Source organism: Prochlorococcus marinus CUG1438, assembly GCA_017644325.1.
Lineage (GTDB): Bacteria > Cyanobacteriota > Cyanobacteriia > PCC-6307 > Cyanobiaceae > Prochlorococcus_A > Prochlorococcus_A marinus_AA.
Window position 1 is genome coordinate 970529 of the sequence record JAEPLS010000001.1, and the last position, 18917, is coordinate 989445.

27 protein-coding genes are annotated in these 18917 nt (G+C 31.4%); 14 read left to right on the top strand and 13 right to left on the bottom strand.

Annotated features, from left to right (window positions below):
• Window positions 1–71: 71 nt before the first annotated feature.
• The gene (gene rluF, locus JJ847_05460; protein MBO6960331.1) at window positions 72–794 is read left to right on the top strand and encodes a 23S rRNA pseudouridine(2604) synthase RluF; all 723 of its coding nucleotides are present in this window, start codon (window positions 72–74) and stop codon (window positions 792–794) included.
• A gap of 299 nt (window positions 795–1093) precedes the next feature.
• Here rluF and JJ847_05465 read toward each other — a convergent pair whose 3' ends face one another.
• From JJ847_05465 to JJ847_05475, 3 genes are read right to left on the bottom strand one after another with little or no spacing between them, the layout of a single operon-like run.
• A complete protein-coding gene (locus tag JJ847_05465) occupies window positions 1094–1348 on the bottom strand; it encodes a high light inducible protein (GenBank protein ID MBO6960332.1) in 255 nt (84 codons plus the stop codon).
• Window positions 1349–1408: 60 nt separating this feature from the next.
• A complete protein-coding gene (locus JJ847_05470) occupies window positions 1409–1594 on the bottom strand; it encodes a hypothetical protein (GenBank protein ID MBO6960333.1) in 186 nt (61 codons plus the stop codon).
• A 60-nt stretch (window positions 1595–1654) separates the two neighbouring features.
• The gene (locus tag JJ847_05475) at window positions 1655–2245 is read right to left on the bottom strand and encodes a hypothetical protein (protein ID MBO6960334.1); all 591 of its coding nucleotides are present in this window, start codon (window positions 2243–2245) and stop codon (window positions 1655–1657) included.
• 158 nt (window positions 2246–2403) lie between these two features.
• On the opposite strand from JJ847_05475, the gene JJ847_05480 reads away from it, so the two are divergent.
• Complete coding sequence (locus JJ847_05480) at window positions 2404–2652, top strand: DUF1651 domain-containing protein (protein ID MBO6960335.1); 249 nt, start codon at window positions 2404–2406, stop codon at window positions 2650–2652.
• 217 nt (window positions 2653–2869) lie between these two features.
• Here the strand turns inward: JJ847_05480 and JJ847_05485 are convergent, their stop codons facing one another.
• Both JJ847_05485 and JJ847_05490 read right to left on the bottom strand, forming a co-directional pair.
• Window positions 2870–3037: a hypothetical protein gene (locus JJ847_05485; protein ID MBO6960336.1), complete on the bottom strand. Its 168-nt coding sequence runs from the start codon at window positions 3035–3037 to the stop codon at window positions 2870–2872.
• A 406-nt stretch (window positions 3038–3443) separates the two neighbouring features.
• The gene (locus JJ847_05490) at window positions 3444–3626 is read right to left on the bottom strand and encodes a hypothetical protein (protein MBO6960337.1); all 183 of its coding nucleotides are present in this window, start codon (window positions 3624–3626) and stop codon (window positions 3444–3446) included.
• A 284-nt stretch (window positions 3627–3910) separates the two neighbouring features.
• Here JJ847_05490 and JJ847_05495 point away from each other — a divergent pair, with 284 nt between their 5' ends.
• Together JJ847_05495 and JJ847_05500 are read left to right on the top strand one after the other, a co-directional pair.
• Window positions 3911–4081 carry a hypothetical protein gene (locus JJ847_05495; GenBank protein MBO6960338.1) on the top strand — a complete coding sequence of 57 codons (171 nt, stop codon included), beginning with the start codon at window positions 3911–3913 and terminating at the stop codon, window positions 4079–4081.
• 465 nt (window positions 4082–4546) lie between these two features.
• Window positions 4547–4762: a hypothetical protein gene (locus JJ847_05500; GenBank protein ID MBO6960339.1), complete on the top strand. Its 216-nt coding sequence runs from the start codon at window positions 4547–4549 to the stop codon at window positions 4760–4762.
• A 925-nt stretch (window positions 4763–5687) separates the two neighbouring features.
• On the opposite strand, the gene JJ847_05505 is transcribed toward JJ847_05500, so the two are convergent.
• Window positions 5688–6056, bottom strand: a complete 369-nt coding sequence (locus tag JJ847_05505) for a hypothetical protein (GenBank protein MBO6960340.1) — start codon at window positions 6054–6056, stop codon at window positions 5688–5690.
• Window positions 6057–6275: 219 nt separating this feature from the next.
• On the opposite strand from JJ847_05505, the gene JJ847_05510 reads away from it, so the two are divergent.
• The 3 genes from JJ847_05510 (at window position 6276) to JJ847_05520 (ending at window position 7769) form a co-directional block, all read left to right on the top strand.
• Window positions 6276–6572: a cytochrome b559 subunit beta gene (locus JJ847_05510; protein MBO6960341.1), complete on the top strand. Its 297-nt coding sequence runs from the start codon at window positions 6276–6278 to the stop codon at window positions 6570–6572.
• A gap of 11 nt (window positions 6573–6583) precedes the next feature.
• Entirely contained in the window at window positions 6584–6769 is a 186-nt protein-coding gene (locus JJ847_05515; protein ID MBO6960342.1) for a hypothetical protein, read from the top strand.
• Between the two features lie 586 nt (window positions 6770–7355).
• Window positions 7356–7769 (top strand): hypothetical protein, encoded by a 414-nt coding sequence (locus tag JJ847_05520; GenBank protein MBO6960343.1) that lies wholly within the window; start codon window positions 7356–7358, stop codon window positions 7767–7769.
• Window positions 7770–8032: 263 nt separating this feature from the next.
• Here JJ847_05520 and JJ847_05525 read toward each other — a convergent pair whose 3' ends face one another.
• The 3 genes from JJ847_05525 to JJ847_05535 all read right to left on the bottom strand — a co-directional run bounded on the left by JJ847_05525 (window position 8033) and on the right by JJ847_05535 (window position 11412).
• Complete coding sequence (locus tag JJ847_05525; protein MBO6960344.1) at window positions 8033–9400, bottom strand: trypsin-like peptidase domain-containing protein; 1368 nt, start codon at window positions 9398–9400, stop codon at window positions 8033–8035.
• 401 nt (window positions 9401–9801) lie between these two features.
• A complete protein-coding gene (locus tag JJ847_05530) occupies window positions 9802–10107 on the bottom strand; it encodes a DUF3764 family protein (protein MBO6960345.1) in 306 nt (101 codons plus the stop codon).
• Between the two features lie 312 nt (window positions 10108–10419).
• Window positions 10420–11412: a hypothetical protein gene (locus tag JJ847_05535; protein MBO6960346.1), complete on the bottom strand. Its 993-nt coding sequence runs from the start codon at window positions 11410–11412 to the stop codon at window positions 10420–10422.
• A 394-nt stretch (window positions 11413–11806) separates the two neighbouring features.
• Here JJ847_05535 and JJ847_05540 point away from each other — a divergent pair, with 394 nt between their 5' ends.
• From JJ847_05540 to JJ847_05560, 5 genes are all read left to right on the top strand, one after another.
• Complete coding sequence (locus JJ847_05540; GenBank protein MBO6960347.1) at window positions 11807–12163, top strand: hypothetical protein; 357 nt, start codon at window positions 11807–11809, stop codon at window positions 12161–12163.
• 136 nt (window positions 12164–12299) lie between these two features.
• The gene (locus tag JJ847_05545) at window positions 12300–12695 is read left to right on the top strand and encodes an SHOCT domain-containing protein (protein MBO6960348.1); all 396 of its coding nucleotides are present in this window, start codon (window positions 12300–12302) and stop codon (window positions 12693–12695) included.
• Window positions 12692–13084 (top strand): hypothetical protein, encoded by a 393-nt coding sequence (locus JJ847_05550; GenBank protein MBO6960349.1) that lies wholly within the window; start codon window positions 12692–12694, stop codon window positions 13082–13084. The genes JJ847_05545 and JJ847_05550 overlap by 4 nt, the downstream gene beginning before the upstream one ends.
• Complete coding sequence (locus JJ847_05555; protein ID MBO6960350.1) at window positions 13085–13390, top strand: hypothetical protein; 306 nt, start codon at window positions 13085–13087, stop codon at window positions 13388–13390.
• A complete protein-coding gene (locus tag JJ847_05560; protein ID MBO6960351.1) occupies window positions 13387–13662 on the top strand; it encodes a hypothetical protein in 276 nt (91 codons plus the stop codon). The genes JJ847_05555 and JJ847_05560 overlap by 4 nt, the downstream gene beginning before the upstream one ends.
• A 383-nt stretch (window positions 13663–14045) precedes the next feature.
• On the opposite strand, the gene JJ847_05565 is transcribed toward JJ847_05560, so the two are convergent.
• From JJ847_05565 to JJ847_05575, 3 genes are read right to left on the bottom strand one after another with little or no spacing between them, the layout of a single operon-like run.
• Window positions 14046–14768 (bottom strand): phosphoesterase, encoded by a 723-nt coding sequence (locus tag JJ847_05565; GenBank protein MBO6960352.1) that lies wholly within the window; start codon window positions 14766–14768, stop codon window positions 14046–14048.
• Window positions 14765–15580 carry a metallophosphoesterase family protein gene (locus JJ847_05570; protein MBO6960353.1) on the bottom strand — a complete coding sequence of 272 codons (816 nt, stop codon included), beginning with the start codon at window positions 15578–15580 and terminating at the stop codon, window positions 14765–14767. The genes JJ847_05565 and JJ847_05570 overlap by 4 nt, the downstream gene beginning before the upstream one ends.
• 6 nt (window positions 15581–15586) lie before the next feature.
• On the bottom strand, window positions 15587–16369 hold the full coding sequence (locus tag JJ847_05575; protein ID MBO6960354.1) for a GTP-binding protein: 783 nt from the start codon (window positions 16367–16369) through the stop codon (window positions 15587–15589).
• A 193-nt stretch (window positions 16370–16562) separates the two neighbouring features.
• On the opposite strand from JJ847_05575, the gene JJ847_05580 reads away from it, so the two are divergent.
• A complete protein-coding gene (locus JJ847_05580; protein ID MBO6960355.1) occupies window positions 16563–16895 on the top strand; it encodes an AIR synthase in 333 nt (110 codons plus the stop codon).
• 386 nt (window positions 16896–17281) lie between these two features.
• On the opposite strand, the gene JJ847_05585 is transcribed toward JJ847_05580, so the two are convergent.
• Window positions 17282–17854 (bottom strand): tetratricopeptide repeat protein, encoded by a 573-nt coding sequence (locus tag JJ847_05585; protein MBO6960356.1) that lies wholly within the window; start codon window positions 17852–17854, stop codon window positions 17282–17284.
• A gap of 161 nt (window positions 17855–18015) precedes the next feature.
• Here JJ847_05585 and JJ847_05590 point away from each other — a divergent pair, with 161 nt between their 5' ends.
• Window positions 18016–18909, top strand: coding sequence for an AAA family ATPase (locus tag JJ847_05590; protein ID MBO6960357.1), 894 nt, complete (start codon window positions 18016–18018; stop codon window positions 18907–18909).
• The last annotated feature ends 8 nt before the right edge of the window (window positions 18910–18917 follow it).

The following is an 18917-nucleotide window of genomic DNA, read 5'->3' on the forward strand; positions in this document are numbered from 1 at the left end:
ATATCTGTATTTCCATTTAACTGCAAATTATTGATTCTTTTTTAAAATAAATAGAAGGTAACTTTGAGGAAATGGCTACAAGAATAAATAAATATTTAAGTGAAGTCGGTTACTGTTCTAGAAGGGGCGCAGATAGATTAATTGAAGAGGGCAAAGTAACCATTAATGGGAAAGTTTCTGAAATTGGTGCCAAGGTGGATGCAGGTGATTATGTAGAAGTTGAAGGTAAAAAAATAGCAAAATCAGAAAGAAAAAAAAACAAATATTTAATCTTTAATAAACCAGTTGGAATTGTTTGCACCACAGATCGAAGAGTAGAATCTGAAAATATCATTGATTTTATTAAATACCCTAAAAGAATCTTTCCCATTGGAAGATTGGATAAGCTGAGCGAGGGATTAATTTTCTTAACTGACGATGGAGATATCGTAAATAAAATACTCAGAGCAAGAAATAATCATGAAAAAGAATACGTGGTAAGCGTTAATCGTCCAATTAATAAAAGTTTTATTAAAAGCATGAGTAATGGGATCGAAATATTAGATACCATAACTAAAAATTGTTTGGTAGAACAACTAGGGCCCAAAACATTTAAAATCGTTCTTACTCAAGGACTTAACCGTCAGATTAGAAGAATGTGTGAGACCTTAGGTTACAGAGTTAAATCATTAAAGCGTGTAAGAATTATGAATATTAAGTTAGACATCCCAATAGGAAAATATCGAGAATTCACCAAAAAAGAACTCTCAGAATTGAATGAATTACTTGAAAATTCTTCAAAAATATCTGACTAATCAATAATTTTCTCAAACCCAGTTAATAAATTAAGTTCGTCGCTTTTTACCGCCTTCGGTAAAGACAGATTTTGGCAAAAAAAAGAAAGTCAGGAAAATTTTTAGAATAAATTAAGGGGTTATTTACATTGCAGTTAAAGAACTTGAATATTTTTAAAATGAAATGGTTGAAGTTGGCATCATTGAAAAATGCCTAGCCAAAATAAAAAGCAAATGCAGTTACAACAAAGGCAGCATATTGAAGCCAATGAGTTCCATACTTATCTATCCCATTTTTGTTAAAAATCAGGATTACTCATTTAAAGGATTGGATATGCTATCCATCCAAATAAGGTGTAGTTGATAATGACAGCCATGAAACCTATCATTGCAAGCCTCCCATTTGTTCTTTCCGCAATAAACCAATAGGTATTTGGCCATTCAAAATCTCCCCCCGTATTGGATATTTGATCATCTGAAATTGGGTTTACTCGACTAGTATTGTCCTGATCGAGATAATAATTACTATCAGGATAAAAGCTTTCGCTTGAAAAATTATCTTTAAATTTACTCATGTAATCGAATTATTAACTTAATATATCTTAAAAAATAAAAAGGCTAAATAGGTTAAAAAGCTATTTATTATTTCGACTATTTGAGAGGAACTGAACCAACAAAATAAGTTCTCTTTCTTCAGCATTCTTTGGCGCTATTGAAGCTATGGATACTAATGCAAGTGATGTAAGACTTTTTTCTAACATAAAAAAATAATTTACATGAAAGAAATGCCAAATAATTTTTCTAAGGACTCTTTTAGACACAATTCATATTGTTATTATTTATTCAGTCTTAATTATTTGTCCATTATTTTCAAATTGAAATTAATAATGAATAGAGGTTAGTTCTTTTTCGATCGAGTATAAAAATCCTCTTAAATTTCCCAAGATTAAAGCAATTAAATATAAGTTTATTTTTACCCCATATAAGTCAATGCTTCTATATTCCCCTACAGAAATAATCAAAAATCCAACAAATGAAATTGTTAGAAAGATAACAATTTCATTTAAAGATTTTAAATTAAGACCTTTTAAATTATTAAATAAACCGTAAAAAGAGATAAAAGTAATTGAATATCCGACTAATGAAAGTAAGAATAAGCCATCTGGCATAGATTCATTATTAAATCCTGAAATTAAAATAAAAAACCAATGAGGTAAGAATATAAATCTTGAAAAAATTCTTACATATTTTGCCTTTTTGTGTTCTGAATTTATAATTTTTTTGTTTTGCTTAATTAATTTTTCTAATTCAGGATCATCAGCTTGATCATCTGGATACAAGTTTGAAAGACGTCCATCTGTATGTTTATAAGTATCAAAATAGTATGGTTCATCAAACAAATCAGTATGTTGATAAAAATACCAACCACCAATACCTTCTTTTTTATAGTCAATACTTTTTCTAATAAACAAATCTAAATATTGTAAATTTAATAACTATGTTAGTTTAAGTTAGATTCTGATTGATTTTCTGAGAACTTGAATTACTCTGTAAAATAAAAACTTTTCAAATTTATAAAAAACTTTTTCGTGTACTTTTTGGGTGCAAACTTTTTTTCTATTATTAATTTATGGAGAAGTTCACTTTAATAAATAAAGACAGATCAAGGATAAAAGTCTTTGCACCATTTGAAGATATTTCCAAGCCTTCTCCAAGTATCGATGCAATGATGATTAGTTATGGCTGTGTTTATAATAGAAGTAGCAAACCAGTTATGAAAGGTAGCAGAGTAGAAACTATTGAAGCTGCAAGAAAAGAATATGAAGAATTATTGAAAGAAGGTTGGAAGAAGACTTCATTATTTAGGAGTTACTTTTAATGACTCATATCTATGGCATGGCAATTACTTATGGAGTTGTTAGTTTGTTATTACTTGGTGGTTTTGCTTATTTAACCTTCGAAATTAAAATGACCTCTAAAAAATGATTGGAAGCTTGCCCAAATTAATTGCTATACTTATAGTCTTGCTCCTTGTGGGGAGCACTTTTATTGGTGGAATTATTTATTTTGTTAGATAAAAAAGTAGCTGTTTTTGATTATGAAAAATTTAAAGGGTAATCAATATTTTTTGGTTCTAAATGTTTCATATAGCAAGCTGTTGAGCAGTCGACTCCTTCACTATTGATACTGCAAGAGGTTATACATTCAAAGAAGCTTTCTAAAGCATCTGATTCTTTCATATTTGTATAAATTTCTTTTTTCATTGTTAATCCTCAAATCTAAAGTTTATCTAGCAATTTCTTCTAAATAGTGTCAAATTTTAGGTAAAGTACCTATTCGCACATTTTTTGAAAAAAAAACTATTGATATATATATCGTTTAATTTTAAATAAATTCCTAACAATCCTAATGTTGCTGTACCTAATCCAATAACCGTAATTTGTTGATTAAGCCATAGCCCCTGAAGATATTCCGTTAAAGGTTAATAAGCAAAATGGTGAGTTTTATACATTTTCCTATAATCATTATGCAATCTTTCAGTTACTAATTTTCTTCTTTTCATTGCATCTATAATTAAATCCATCTTGTTAAATTTTCGATTGAGAATAGTGAAAGGGGTTGTAAGTTTCATAAAACCTCCTTATTTAAAAAAGACTAAAAATTAAAAACTCAGTCACAGTAAATTAAACAATTTTGATTTGTTGGATGTTCTCTACATTCTTTTTCCCAAAAGTTTTGAAACTCAGGAGTACATTTTTCAAGCTCTTTTGGAGTTTCATTAAGATTTAAACCTGCATAATTAAATGCAGTTAAGTATCTTGGAAAAATATTGAATTGATTGAATAGTTTCATAAAACCTCCTAGATCTATACCTATATTGTCCTCCTTTTGACTTGAAATTCATAGGGTATTAATACCCGAGTATTAGTGCTTTGTGGTTGTTACGACTATCTTTTCCCATTCAGTAGGAGTAGAAATAATACAGGGGTCAAAAGCTCTTCATCGACTTTGCGGACAGTGAGGTGCATAAGACTCGAAGAGGGCAAAAAAATGCCCTCTTATTTTTTAAGTATTAGCACTCTTGATTTTCATATCTGACTGATACTAGATAATAACTAGATCAAAGGAGGTTAATTATGACTTGCGGAAATCCTATCAAACATAAACTTCAAAAAGTAGTTGAAAACTGGCTTGATATTTTCTCAGTTGAAAGAAAGCTATCTGATGATCAAATGGAATGTATGCAATTTGGTATTTGTGATTATGCTCCAAGACAAGTTGAGGAAGTGCCCTTTTTCCATTACTGACTACAGTCACGAAAGGACCTGTCAAAATCTGAGTTGTTAAGATGATTGACGGATTTTTAAGGAAAACTATTCCATCATGATTTCCAATAAAAAAGCGAGTCTGGGAAACTCTCTAGTATGAATGGTTTGTAAGAGTCGGGGCGGCAAGATTCAAACCTGCAACCTAGCGCTCCCAAATCACTAGTTCAGAAGACTCTAGAATCTATATCTATAATTTGAAGCTATAGCTTCAGTTATAAGCCTTTTTCTTCTAAAACCTTATGAAATTTTCTAATAATAAATTGATTTTCCCCAAAATTATCCCTAAATTTGACTTAGTACTCCATAAGGTTTTAAAAGTTGGTTTATATAATGGGGCTGTAGCTAAGAAGAAAACCAGTATTTTTAGAAGTTATTTTTAATTTGGAAAAAACATTTGCATAATTTCTTACAACTGATAATTTTAGTAGGCTTCAATAAGTTCAAATGCAAGATCAAAGAATTGAAAAGTTAGTGGCTGTTGTAGTAAACATAATTAAGGTGCTGGTAATAATTTATCTAGGCTTCGTAGAAGTATTTGAAATAATCAAGTCACTTCGAAAGTTGTTAGATGCTCAATTAGACATTCCTCGAAGATGGGCTTCACAAAATTATTCAATACTAAAAAAACGACTTGCGGAACAAAAAATAGCGGGAGTTTAAAAATAATTGCTATAAATTAATTGAGGCCAAACCTCGTCAGCAAAATCTACATTTGCTGCAAGACATAAATTGATTCTATATAGTTGCGAGTCGATTTAATAACCCTTTCAGTAGTTGGAATTTCTGGAAGGGTTTCTTGTTACTACTGATATTTATTGAGTAAGCGATTATAAATTACCAACAAAACTATTAGTCCACCTACGCCATAAGCTGCGTGATATGGGTCGTGATGATTCTGCCAAAGATCTATTAAAAATTCCTTCAAAACTTATTAGCTATTGCTCAATGAGGCTAGCAACTAACTCTATCTATGTATATAAGGTAGGCTTATATCCTAAAAAATTTAATAAAATTCTATAAAATATAAGGAAAAATGATTTGAAAACCCCTAAAAAGGATGTCATTTTCTAAGATTTTTCCCTAAGTCAAATTAGATAATTCCTGAAAAGCCAGTCGGGGCAACAGGACCTAAACCAACGACCTAGTGCTCCCAAAACGCCGCAAAGGGCTAGTACAGTAATAGGTTTTCGAGCTATATCTGACTTTTTGCTTGGTTCTGTGAAGTTTGTCATAACAATTAAAGCAATATTTGTCCGCAAAATATTAGTTAAGAAAAAATTTGAATAGCATTTTATACAAGATATTGATCTATTTAAATCAATAAAAATTTGAGATATGGAATATAGTTTTTGGGAATTACGAACAAAAATTTTGGAATCATTTGATTACTTCGAATATCTAAATTCAATATCATTTCATCCACCTGTAATGATAATTACTACACTATTATTTTTTTATATAAGAAGAAAAATTTTATTAGCTGGCAAAAAAAATTAGCAATCTATTTGATATTTATATTTTTGAATGAGTCAAAAATTAAATAAACAAAGCAAATAATAAAAACAATCACATATATAGATTCCATTTAATTTATTGTTGTTATTGAACTGCTTAATCCATAAGTGAGAAAAATAAAACTTGCAAAAGTTACTCCTATCATTACTGTTGTATAAAGTTTGTTTAGTTTTAAGTTATTGCTTTCAGATGAAAAGTCTGCAATAACAAAACTTTTAATTGAATATTTATCTCTATTTCTGAAATTATTGCTGTTAACCATACCGCCTAAAATTGGATCTTTAGAAACTGTTATTTCTTGATTGATAACAGAATTTAAACCTTTATCTTCATTGAAGAATCTTGGAAACATGTATGTATGCCATAAAGCTATTATTGCCACCCAAAAAACTAAAGTAACTCCTGCAAAACCAAAAAGTAAGAATCTAAAAGTTTCCATATTTTTTTTAATTTATTAAAATCTACATCAAATAAAATATCTAAATATCGCGACCCAAAAAAATATACTTTAAATAAATCAATTAATCATTTCATGATGTTACTAATGATTAGAGACAATGTTATTAAGCTTTTTTCTTTAAATATAAGTTAATGATCAAATCATTTATTTAACTAAAAAAGACAAAATAATAATCAAATTTATTATTACTTTTTAGAAATGGATTTCAGGATTTTACTTGTTATTGCACCAATAATATTCTCATGGATATTTACAGTCTTTTGGTTAGGTAGGTGGGATGTATTTAGATTAACGCCACTAGGATTACCAAAGAGGGGAGTAGCTCCTTTTAAAAATTATCAAGTATGGGAAGATTCAGCATTAATTCCTGATAGTGGCAGACCAGCAGAAGGTTATCCAGTATTTACTGTAAGAACCGTAGCAGTTAATGCCCTAGGGATTCCAACCGTTTTTTTCCTTGGAGCAATATTGGCAATGCAGTTTAAAACTTATTAAAAGGAATTTTGATGGATATTAGATTTTTAATTGTTGGAGCACCATTTTTAATCGCATTTTTTTATACCTTATTTTGGCTAAGAAAATGGGGTGCTTTTAATTCTACGAATAATAATTTGCCAAAAAATATTTCGCTTAAAAATGAATCAATAGAACAAAGTTATATTTTAGAGAATATCTTTTTAACAAAAAATTAGTCAAATTATTCTTACCCTTTTATTAATACCCTGTCATGATTCCAATAGAACAGTATTTATTTTTTGCAGTTTCTCTTTATGCATTTTTTTATCTTTCAATAACTATAGTAAGTACATTAATTAACTTTTCCTAAGCAATAATTACATAAAATATTAAACACATATTTGTATAAAATTAATCTTTCTGTATTTTAAGACTCATTATATAACTATATAAGTAGATCTTAGGGCAATCTACTAACCGCTAGCTTTGATAAAGCGGTTCGTAATGAGAACCTCCCTTTGACCTCATTTTCTTTTTCGCAATCTTAGAAAATGAGGTTTAAATAATTTTAAAAGTCAGGAATATTTAATTTGATTTTCTATTTATATCCAGTCATTAAATTTTATTCATGATTATGTATATTATTTACTTTTTAAAAAAGAGTTTTTTATTTATAAAGAATATGTAGATATTTGGCGAATCTGCAACGGTATAGATTCCGTCTTTATGAACCTAGCCAACGAAAATATTCTTAACTACGTTTTAGTTATTTTAGTAGTTAGGAATATTTTTCTTTTAAGGTTAATTTTTTCTTAACAACAAATGATCAATAAATCACAAAAAGTATCTTCATTAGAAAATATCTACAAGAATTTGGAATTTGGCATGCCAGAGAATAAATCTATTAAAGATTATGCTCTCCCTAATGCGAGACAGTGGTTAGGTGTAAGATATGTAGCCCTTTGGGTATTACCTATTTATTTAATTGGAAAAATTGCAAAATTGGTAGCTTCCTCTGCATTTATAAAACCATATTCACCAATTAATAATGGCCCTTCTTATAAAAGACCAGAAACTTTGTACACCTCTTTAAAAGGTGTTTTTAAAGGAGAAGACCATTTAAGATTTTTTGATCATAGGTTTATCGCTATTTGGGTATTGCCTATTGCTTTGACTGGAATTGTTTTTGAAGTGCTTTTTATCTCTCCCACTAAGAATACTTTCCCTTTCAATTAAGCATCTTTTGTCCGCAATTTGTACGTATCCATTGAGGACAAAATTTAAGTAGTAAAAAAGACAGGCTGGGAAACCTGTCTGTGAATTGGATTATTAGAGTCGTGGCGACAGGATTCCAACCTGCGACCTAGGCTCCCAAAGCACTTAACAACCCTAGCAGGGGACTATGTCTACAAGCTATGACTAAATAGTTGCGGGGTATTGCTTAATTTGACATGACAAACTAAGTGATGATTGACGGCATATTGAGGGTTTTTAATTTGTTATTTGAACTTGTTACCGCAACTGTTTAAATTCATTTCTAAGGCGTCTAACCCACCAGGTCTTCTCACTTTAAGTTGTTGCATTATATCAACTATTGAAACAGCAAAATTTAAACCTTCGCTGGAGGTTTTACCAAATGTATTTACTCCAATAACTTCTCCATTCTCGTTTAAAAGAGGCCCTCCGCTATTACCGGGATTTATTGCAGCATCAGTTTGAATTAATGAAGAGCCACTCATAACAATTGAATCAAAGTCACTTCCTGATCTTCTCAAGGCGCTAACAATCCCCCTGGTAACTGTGTTTGACAAACCAAGAGGAGAGCCTAATGCAACCACATCTTCTCCTGCCATTGGATAATTTGAATAGCAGATAGGCAAGGCTTTTGGAAGATCAGTGCCCTTAACATCAATGATTGCAAAATCATCTTCTCTACTTATATAAGATACTTTTCCTTTATATTGTCTCCCTGAAACAGTATCAATAAGAATTTCTTTATTGGATGCTCCACTAACAACATGCCTATTGGTAAGTATAGTACCTTCGTCAGAAATAAAAAAACCAGTTCCTTGCCCACTTCCAGCTCTTACAGTAACCACACTAGGAAGTGAGCTTCCTGCGATTTCTTTAATTGAGGGATTCTTTTTTATGTTTTTTATGTTTATGGCAATCTTTGGTAAATCCCATTTTTTAATTGATTTTTTATAAAGAAGAGATAGTTTTTCAACAGTTTTTTCCCCTATAGGAACAACAGTACGTCTTACTCTTATTGATAAACCATCATAGGTTTTTGCATTTTTGATATCATTCACAAATCTATTAGGAAGCATAAATTTGCCATCATCGCCATAGAGAGAATAAGTTTTCCCAGCAAATTTAACTTCCAAAGGGGAAGGTAAATCCCCACCATCTGTTTCATAACCTGCAGTGCAAGCTATAAGACCACAGCCTGCTTTTAAAGTCCAAATGCCTCTTACATAATCTGATGACCACTTCGTAAAAACGGTGGATTCATATGGATAACTAAATTTATAATTCCTGTCATAAACAACATACTCAGTAGTCCCATCAAAACCAGATGTAGCTTTGACTATCTGACCATAAGGAACTCTGTTTCTTCTTGGGATTCTGTTCCATAATATGTCACTTTCCATTTCAACAACAGAAAGGCCCGTATCAGGATCAATTAGTTCTTTTCTCTTGGGTCGCCCATCTTTATCAACACAATTTTTATGTTTACCTCTATGAACTGGAGATTCACAGTTAATTTTCACTGCAAATGCACTTTCTGATAAAGGGGAGAAGGTGGATAGACCAAAGAAGCTCCCAAAAGAAATTATCGAGATTATTGAGTTTTTAAAACGCATTAAAAAAAGACATCGTTGATAAATAATAATTTGATTGTTATATGATTTCCACCATTTTTAAAAATAGTTTTAAAAAAAATTGTTTTAACGGTATTTTTACGGCTCTTGCAGTCGTTAGATTTTTCAATAAAAAAACGAGTCTGGGTAACTCGCTAGTATGAATTGTTTTTTAAGAGTCGGGGCGACAGGATTCGAACCTGAGACATTGTGCTCCCAAAGCACTTAACAGCTCTAGTGCAGCATTAGGTTTTTAAGCTATAGCAAATTTTTTGCTTAGTTCTGCGTAGTTTGTCTTGTCAAAAAAAGAAGCATATGTCCACTATTTGTCCACTTTCTTGAGAAGTAGAAGCCCTAGCACTCTTTACTTTAATAATAAATGGGAATTGAAGTCTTTTCATTTGTTAATCACAACAATCTTCCTTTGTTAATGAAGCGGTCCAAGAGGATTCCTTCATTGTTGATAAGTCAACTCTATGAGTTGCCATCCAGTCACCATTTGCTTCCACAAACTTTTGAACATTCCCATCTGGAGCTTGATGAATAACAATTATTCTTTGAGGATCATCCTTGCTTACTCCTCTGAAAAGCGGCTTAATATCAAATTCTGAATGCCTTTTATCTGCTTCTGCACTATCAAATATTGCAGCCCATTCATCGAAAGTGCTTTCAATTTTAAAAGTAAACACGGAGGTAACTGAACAAGACATAAAATAAGGAGCTTATTCCTCTTATTTTAAATCAACTATCAATCAATTAATAATTAATTAATTTTTTTTTCCCATCTCTAGTCTCTACTCTATTTATTCTTAACCCAATAAACAAAGCCCATATAAGTGCAAAGACAATTGGTAAGAAAATGATTGCAAGTTTTATCATTTTTTTAATCCTGTTATTTGCTAAAAATAATAACCTCTAAATGAATAACAAAATATAGGTACTTTATCTAAAAAAAGTAGGGTCGAGTTTAGATCTACTGTTAATCAAATTTGTCCACTATCTGTCCACTTCGAAAAATTTATCTAGCATCTCCATTGTCTTGCATTTACACCGGCTTGTTTGTTTCCTAACTTTCTGGAAACTTTCCAATCTTTACATGCTTTTTTCCAATCCTTTGTTATCCAACTGTAGGCATTACCTCTATACAAATGAAGTTCCGCAAGTGTGATCATATCAAAATCCCTTTCGATTTCGTATTTTTCAGATTCTTCTTGGCTTGGAGCGATAGCGATTGCATTTGTGTAATGATTTATCGAATCTTTTAAATATTGCTTAGCAGCAATTCGGTCACCATTTTTTTTGTAAGAAGTATATAAAATGTCAAAATTAGCATCGCCTAGATAGGAGTGTGCTTCATATGTAACACCTAATGGGAATAATCTTTTTATTATTAAATTCTTTTCAGGGTTTTTATCTGAAATTACTTGTTCAAAACTTGTTATTGAACTTTTAGCATTGCTAATAGCTAAATCATTTTTATTTTTATCTAATAATACGTAAGCATAATCAAGAAGTATATTCCCTCTCGCGAGATTCACATAGGTATCTTGTGGAGATAATTTATAAGCTTTCTCAATATCTTTTTTTGCTTGTGAGGCGTTCCCTAATTCCCAGTACAAGTGATCTGCTCTAAGAGCATAAGCCATGGCATACTGATCATCTATTTCGATAGCTTTATTGAAATCTTCCATTGCCTTTTCATTCTCCATCAAGTCGTAGCTATAAATGATTCCTCTAGCTAAATAAGCCTCTTTGGATGAATTATTATCTTTAATAAATGAATTAATCTTTTTCATTGCAGAAGATGTGTCACCTGCTTCAAAGAAAATTAAAGCCTCATCATATTTAGAACTTACCCGTGAACTATTTTTATTGGTTTGACCAGACATAGTTTTCACGCAACCCTCAAAGTCAGTTGCTTTAATACATATTTCAGCAACTTTAGGATCAATATTTGCCTGAATTGCAGTAGGTAAAGCAAAAAATGATAAAAGTGCAACAGTAAATTTTTTCACAAATAAAAAACTGAATATTTTGAATTATAAATTACATGTCAATTTTAATTAAAGAAGCATGAAGAACTAAGAAATACTGCGAAAAACTACGCATCTGTTCACTATCTGTCCACTTTGGGCGTGGACAAATATTTCCAATAAAAAAGCAAGTCTGGGTAACTCTCTAGTATGACTTGGTTTTGATTGAGTCGGGGCGACAGGATTCGAACCTGCGACCTAGTGCTCCCAAAGAACTAGGATCGTTTAAGCTATAACTAAGACTTATTGTGCTAACAGGACTTTTAGAAAAATAAGTATGGTCGAATTCGGCCTATTAAACCTTAATTTGCGTGAGTTTTGCGTGAGATTTAATTTGACAGTCGATCTACAATAAGGGGCAATTAGCTCCTTTTTTGTGAAAAAATATCTTTTAATTTCGGCCTTTTTATTTTTTCTCCCAATGCCTGTTGTTGCTGAAAAATGGATAAATGAATTAAAAGAATCAGAGATTGAAATTTTACAAAGAAATTTATTCTTACATGGTATTTACCAAGGGTCAGTATTAACCGCTTGCATGGCTCAACAATATGGATATATTAACGAAGAACAGAAAATTAATTTAATTGAACCAGCTCGTAGTTTTTTGTATAAAGAAACTTCCAAAGCAAGAGGATTTGAAATTGAAACTGGATTTGAAATTGAAACTAGTATAAATAAGAGAGCTAATAAAATGTTTAAAGGCTTTATATGTATGCCAACGACAAAGCCATAGTAAATAAATGAAAAAAACATTTATATTTACAATTTTTACTGTTTTTGCTTTGCCCCTGGCCGCTGATGGGTTTTAATTGACAGTCGATCTAACATGGAGGGATAAAACCCTCTTTTTTTTATGGAAGAATTAAGACATGGCATCTAAAAAACCTGAGCAAAAACCTTGGACTAAATTCGAAAAAGTATCATACGTTTTAATTGTTGTTGTTTCTATAATTTTTTTTCCTGTAGGGGTTGTAATTGTTAAAGATATCCTTGGTATTTTCATTGTTTCTGCAATCTATTATCCTCTTTTGTTATTTATATATATCCCAATTATTTATATAGCTTGTAGAAAAAAGCTTAGAAACAAGACAAAGAAAACATTTCTAAATTTATTTAAAAAAAGTACCTTAAAACAATTTAATACTGATGTATTTAATAGAAAATCTAATGCAGATGAACTAAAAAAATATGCTGACTTAAAAGATCAAGGCATCATAACTGAAGAAGAATTTCAAGCTAAAAAGAAAAAGTTATTAGATTTTTGAAACGCTTACTACTCCCACTACTTGCTCTACTTTCTTTTCCTACTGCTGTTAATGCAAAATTGGTCTATTTAGAATGTTATTTCCCAGAACAAAATGGGAGAGAACCATATATTGTTGAACTCACATTACAAGAAGAACAAGGTAAGGTAACTACACTATTTAAAAAAACAGGAAGTACACGTACGTATCCTGGAACAAATGGAGAGATAATTCATAAGTCTTCATTTTTTTCTCAAAAAATATTATTTTCTCAAGAGCATAATGAAAAAACAATATTAAAATGGGAACTTAATAGAACAAATGGAAAGATATTTATGGAGTGGTTATATGATGGGTTTTCTTATTTTGGAGATTGTAAAAAAGTAAAAAAAACCAAAACAATGTTTTAAATGAAACGCTTTTTTCTCCCTTTGGGTTTTATTTCAGGAATACCTTTTATAATTCCTCTTTCAAACTATATTTATGTTGGAATTATTCTTTTCAATTTACGTTTTTTTTCATGGTGGGTAATAGTTTTATTAGCTTTCTGGGCTTATGTAACAATAATGGGAAGTGATGGTGCTAGAGCAATGCTTAAAGAAGAATTAGATAAAAAAGGTCTTACTCCTGAACTTGGTATAAATACATTAGTTTTTAATTTATTGAGATTTCCATTTCCAATTGCAGCCATATATGCCATTAAAAAATCATTATGAAAGTTATTCTTGGAATAATTATTGGATTAACAGGGATTTGGTGGTTTTTCCCTACAAAAGATGATATCTGCTATAGATATCTTGACGGTAGATATTCTTATAAAACAGCAGTAAAAAAGTGGATTGGACGTGGTGAAAGATACGGAAGTGAATTTGGTTTAATTGATAATTGCAGAGATAAGATCCAATACGTTGATCCAGATAAACTAATAACTAATAAGGAAGGTTTTTGGGATACTTTCCATAACAAACATATTCAAGGATTAGACTAAAAAAAGGGGCGACAGAAAACCCCTTGAAAGTTACGCCAAGTCGGGCAGAACTAAATACCAAACTTCTAAAGTTATGCCAATTATTCAGGAGAAAATAACTTTTGGGCACTTTTTGGGCACTCTACTTTTTAGGTTAAATATATTATTAGCTGAGACTTACTGCTATGACTGATCGGGGCGACAGGATTCGAACCTGCGACCTAGTGCTCCCAAAGCACTCGATCAGCAAAATGCGACAGTACCCATGAGAACGAAGTGAGGCTATGACTTTAGTTTGAAATATTTGTTATCAAAATGAGTCTCAAGAATTGTCTTATATGCAGCAAAGTGTTGCAAAGTTAAGCATTTGATCGCCCGAGGATCGCCCGCTTGCGACCTAGTGTTTAAAAATGTAATCCAAATCCATTTTTTTTCTTTTCTGATTGATATCCAGCCCTTACGAATTGAGTATTATCAGTCCCTACATCATAGAGAGTATAATTTTTGCCTGCTCCAACACCAATGACAGCTTTTTGAGGAACCTTCTGCTCCTTCTTATGATTTCCGGTTAAATCGTGTACTTCCGAATTAAGAATCCCCTCTGTTAATTCCAAATGAAATTGTTGTGTACTTCTCGCAGTAAATAATCTGTTTACTTGAAGACGTGTAAGTCTATCCAGGAGTGTTAATGGCGGGGTATCTAATGTTAAATCGTCGCCAACATCTTTTGAGCTCCCGTGAATTAAACCACAATCAAGTTCAACAAATCCAAATTGAAGTGCTGCTATCCAATCAAGAAATGATTTATCAACAGCATTTATTAGAGATTTGACCACTTCTTCACCTTTATTTATTCTCAAAGCTTCAGCTCTTTGATTGCCACGGTAACCACTTTCTAAGAGGATTTGTTCTTCCCACCAACCATATATGCACCATGGTTGTAAATCATTACTTTTTGGATTAATTAATCTGTGTAGAAGTTTATTACAGTTTTTTTCAGGGCCTATCATATCCCCCAAAACAAAGAGGGTTATGTTCCCAGGAGTTTTTTTTAAATCTTTTTGAATAAGTTCATAAGTATCTAGATCCCCTTTTAACCCACTTATAAGTGCCCAGCGTTCTATCATCTTTCACAAACATGAGAAGCATCTTCAGCTCGTTCGGCAAATTCAAATCCGTTTTTTAAACGCCATGCAAAAATCGGAGGAAGACCAGCATTTATTATTGCTTTGCAGGTAAGTTCGATATCATATTCAACTTCTCTAATTTTTACGTCATTAGTGATGTCGTTATAAACCACATAAGTAGCTTTAGTTCCTCCATGCCGTGGCTCTCCCACTGAACCTGCATTTACTATTCTTCGCATCGGCAAATTCATTTCTTTCTTTTGAATATCTTTCGAACCACTGTTTTTGACCTTTACGGCAATTGAACCATTTGCTAGTTCACGTATATAAGGTTGATGAGTATGTCCACAAAATAGAATCTCGGCTTTGGCATTTTCAACTCTCTCAAGAGCTGCGAATGCATCCATATCGGGCAGCAGATATTCATGTTGACTATTAGGACTACCATGAACAAAAAGACATTTATCTTTACGAATTGAGTAGGGTAAATTAGCTAAAAAATCCTTATTTTCTTTTGTTAATTTTTCCGTAGTCCATTGATGAGCGAAATGACCTCTCCTTTCAGCGATCTGAGAAGGGTAACTACAATCGCAGGCATCTAATCCATCAACTACATCTTCGTCCCAACAACCCTGACAAGTGGCAATTTTTTTCTCTTTGATTAACTCAATAACCTCATTAGGTTGAGGACCATAACCTACTAAATCTCCAAGGCAGGTAATATTCGTAATCCCTTGTAATTCAATATCTTTTAATACGGCTTCTACTGCAGGTAGATTTGCATGTAAACATGAAATAACAGCTTGATTCATTTTTAATTAATTTCGAGAAGTTTGTAATTGTGAATTTCTAAGTGTGGCTTGATGATGCTCTAGAACAGCATCACTAAGAAGGCAATTATTGATAGTTGATTTTATTAATTGGAAGTTTAAGTTTTTCCCCTGTATGACAATTTCAGAGTGTCTTTCTGGTCTTCCATTAAGAGGAGCAACTTGATTTAAGGTTTGATATTGAGAACCTTTCTGAGTCAATATCCAGTTAAACAAGATATAACGACCATCTGGTAAGTTCATTAATGCTTTTGCTCTATATACGTCTCCATAAGCACCGTTTACTAATTCGAACCAAAAAGTATTTAAACTTGCAGGATCCCAAATATTTTTTTTGAGGTCAATACTACATGATTCAATTGCTTTAAAATCTAAAGTATCCTTTATTGGTAATTCTAGATCTCTGCCAAAATGCAAATATTTATTTGGTTGAAGATTATATATTTCAAGCTCTTTTATAACTCTCAAATCAATACCACTAATACCCTGAAATTTAGGTATGAAAAATTGAGGAAATTCAATAATAATCAAAATATTCTCTTTCTCTACCTCTAAGGGCAATTTTGAACTTGACAAATCTAATAAATTAGGAATTTGATCTTTCAAAAAAGCAAAATCAATTTTTGAATTTATTGCTTGCTCTAAATTAATTTCTGAATATCCGCCAAGACGTACATAACCACAATTTCCAGAGTGATTCTTAAAAGTATTTAGTATCCAACTTGTCTTACCGCATCCTGGAGGCCCTGATATTATCCAAGTTTGACTCATAAAAAACTACCTAATGTATAAAATTTACACCAAAATGAAAATGAAAATCATTTTTGTTTTTGTTTTTAGATATTTCTTATGAGAGGAAATAAAAAATTCAGAGAAATTACGCAGCTAATAAAGTGAGAACATTATGGAATGCTTGTTATTGAATTAAAAAATAATTAATCTATGTACTAAGTGTATTTAAAAATTGAGTTCTTTAACTATTACCAAGGCTGCTTCAAATGAATTGCTCAGGCAATCAATTTATCGTGGTACACCTGGAGAAATATTCCTATATTTGCAACCTGATATTCTTGATGATGGATGGATGTTTCTGAGAGTTAATATCTGGGAAAAATCAGGAATTCCGATTGCAAGAACTGATGGCTTAACTGTCTACGCTCCAGAATCTCAAAAAAGTTTACTAGATGAACTATCACTTGATCATTATCAGGATTTATCCGGAGGAGGATTCTTGATTAGTACTCCAAAAGGCGCGACAAAAAGTTCTTGTGGTTCGGGTTTTAAATTTAATAAATAAAAACCTATTTAAAATGAAAAAATGATTATTTTGAAAGACTATTAACTCGCAAGGGTAGATCTTAATTTTTAGTATTGGAGCAATGGTCTGTTTAATATTGCTTATTTAGTTGTTTTAGCGGGCGATGCAGTATGCAAAGCTATGCAAGGTATAGCAAATGATCGCCCAGGGATCGCCCAAGGACTATTTAAGAATCGTGAGAAGTCAATCGGGGCGACAGGATTCGAACCTGCGACCTAGTGCTCCCAAAGCACCCGCTCTAACTTTTGATTTTTGCTTCCAAACCAACTAATTTCATAAGAACTTTTGCATTAAAAATATTTTATGGAATTTAAATATGATTCAATATCAGACATATTCAATCAATCTTTAAAAAACTTAAAATTTTATTTGCAATATTTTTCAAAAAGATCAAGAGTTTTATTGTTAAATGTCAAAGCCTTCTTAAAATCATCACAAGCTTTTTCATTTTCTCCTATTAGTAATTGAGCAATTCCTCTTCTTTCGTAAGCATCTGCTAATTTTGGATTAATTGATAGTGCTTTATTCAAATCATTTATTGAACCAGAATAGTCTTCAAAGAAACCTCCCTTTAAAGTTCCACGATTCATGTATGCTTCCGCAAATTGTGGATTAATCTCTATAGCCTTGTTGTAATCCTTAAGTGCGCCTTGAAAATCTTTTATTTTTACTTTTGCTAAACCTCTGTTTAAATAAATCAAATCAATATTTGGATTTATTTGCTGAGCCTTATTATAAAAATCAATTGCAGCTTTATAATTCCCTTTATTTCTCGCCAAAATTCCTTGTGTAATATACCAAGAAACTGTATTTGCATAAGCTTTTTCTGATGTAAATAAAGATGCAATTGGAAAGAAAATTGTCGTTCCAATTCTTAATGGTTTTAGAAAGAATATCAAAAGTATAAAAGCTGTAAGCGTAGCAATTCTTTTCTTCATATGTTTTATCAACTGTAATCCTTCATTTTTTTTTTAATTCTAAGAATTTTTCCTAATTAAGACTAGAAGCCATATCAAGTCCATACAAAAAATTTCTTAAAGAAACTTAATTTGCATTCTATTAAAAGTTCGCTTAAATAAGTGTCCCCTAAAAATTAATAATGAGTGAAGAAAGCATTAATGATCGAACAAAAGTAATTGGTGAAATACTGAGTACCAAATTTGAAGAAATCGAAAGTCGTGCTTTAGGTAATAGTGAATCTGGAATCCCAGTATCTTTTTATGATTACGACGCTATGACTCAAGGACTTCCAAGAGGGGGATTAATTGTTCTGGGTGGAAGACCTGCAATGGGCAAGACATCATTATCTTTAAATATGGCATTGAATGTTGCTAAAACTCAAAATCTTCCAATTTGCCTTTTCCATCTGGAAATTAGTAAGGAACAAATATCTAATCGACTTTTGTCAATGGAAATAGGAATTGAATCTGGTCGACTAAGAACAGGCAGATTACAACAAGATGAATGGTTTTTACTAAATGAAGGCATTAATTCTTTAAGTAAATTACCTTTGCATATCACTGATAAACCAATAAGTTCCATTCAAGAGATGCAATCAATCTGTCAAAAGATTAAAGAGGAATCTGAAAAAAAGAGTTTAGGACTTGTAATTCTTGATTATGTCCAATTACTCGATTATTTGCCTATTTCTGAAGTATCAAATAGAGAAGAATATTTATTGAAATTAGCAAAGAGTCTTAAAAGGATAGCAGAGGAACTAAATGTCCCTGTTATTGTTATTTCTCAACTTAGTAAGGATGTAGAAAAAAGAAGAAATAAAAGACCAATGTTAAGTGATATCAGAGACTTTGAACCTCTTGAGGTGTATTCAGACATTATTACCATGATTTATAGAGATGAATATTACAACCCAGAAACCGAAGATAGAGGCATTGCTGAAATTATTACCTGTAAACATAAAAATGGTCCTTTAGGAACAGTCAAATTATTATTTGAACCGCAATTTACAAGATATAGAAATCTTGCTGCATAAATTCGGTT

Excerpts from the sequence above, each read along its gene's own strand:
- rluF (MBO6960331.1), top strand. The coding sequence starts at position 72 with ATGGCTACAAGAATAAATAAATATTTAAGTGAAGTCGGTTACTGTTCT.
- JJ847_05465 (MBO6960332.1), bottom strand. The coding sequence starts at position 1,348 with ATGAGTAAATTTAAAGATAATTTTTCAAGCGAAAGCTTTTATCCTGAT.
- JJ847_05480 (MBO6960335.1), top strand. The coding sequence starts at position 2,404 with ATGGAGAAGTTCACTTTAATAAATAAAGACAGATCAAGGATAAAAGTC.
- JJ847_05485 (MBO6960336.1), bottom strand. The coding sequence starts at position 3,037 with ATGAAAAAAGAAATTTATACAAATATGAAAGAATCAGATGCTTTAGAA.
- JJ847_05490 (MBO6960337.1), bottom strand. The coding sequence starts at position 3,626 with ATGAAACTATTCAATCAATTCAATATTTTTCCAAGATACTTAACTGCA.
- JJ847_05495 (MBO6960338.1), top strand. The coding sequence starts at position 3,911 with ATGACTTGCGGAAATCCTATCAAACATAAACTTCAAAAAGTAGTTGAA.
- JJ847_05500 (MBO6960339.1), top strand. The coding sequence starts at position 4,547 with ATGCAAGATCAAAGAATTGAAAAGTTAGTGGCTGTTGTAGTAAACATA.
- JJ847_05505 (MBO6960340.1), bottom strand. The coding sequence starts at position 6,056 with ATGGAAACTTTTAGATTCTTACTTTTTGGTTTTGCAGGAGTTACTTTA.
- JJ847_05510 (MBO6960341.1), top strand. The coding sequence starts at position 6,276 with ATGGATTTCAGGATTTTACTTGTTATTGCACCAATAATATTCTCATGG.
- JJ847_05515 (MBO6960342.1), top strand. The coding sequence starts at position 6,584 with ATGGATATTAGATTTTTAATTGTTGGAGCACCATTTTTAATCGCATTT.
- JJ847_05520 (MBO6960343.1), top strand. The coding sequence starts at position 7,356 with ATGATCAATAAATCACAAAAAGTATCTTCATTAGAAAATATCTACAAG.
- JJ847_05525 (MBO6960344.1), bottom strand. The coding sequence starts at position 9,400 with ATGCGTTTTAAAAACTCAATAATCTCGATAATTTCTTTTGGGAGCTTC.
- JJ847_05530 (MBO6960345.1), bottom strand. The coding sequence starts at position 10,107 with ATGTCTTGTTCAGTTACCTCCGTGTTTACTTTTAAAATTGAAAGCACT.
- JJ847_05545 (MBO6960348.1), top strand. The coding sequence starts at position 12,300 with ATGGCATCTAAAAAACCTGAGCAAAAACCTTGGACTAAATTCGAAAAA.
- JJ847_05555 (MBO6960350.1), top strand. The coding sequence starts at position 13,085 with ATGAAACGCTTTTTTCTCCCTTTGGGTTTTATTTCAGGAATACCTTTT.
- JJ847_05560 (MBO6960351.1), top strand. The coding sequence starts at position 13,387 with ATGAAAGTTATTCTTGGAATAATTATTGGATTAACAGGGATTTGGTGG.
- JJ847_05565 (MBO6960352.1), bottom strand. The coding sequence starts at position 14,768 with ATGATAGAACGCTGGGCACTTATAAGTGGGTTAAAAGGGGATCTAGAT.
- JJ847_05570 (MBO6960353.1), bottom strand. The coding sequence starts at position 15,580 with ATGAATCAAGCTGTTATTTCATGTTTACATGCAAATCTACCTGCAGTA.
- JJ847_05575 (MBO6960354.1), bottom strand. The coding sequence starts at position 16,369 with ATGAGTCAAACTTGGATAATATCAGGGCCTCCAGGATGCGGTAAGACA.
- JJ847_05585 (MBO6960356.1), bottom strand. The coding sequence starts at position 17,854 with ATGAAGAAAAGAATTGCTACGCTTACAGCTTTTATACTTTTGATATTC.
- JJ847_05590 (MBO6960357.1), top strand. The coding sequence starts at position 18,016 with ATGAGTGAAGAAAGCATTAATGATCGAACAAAAGTAATTGGTGAAATA.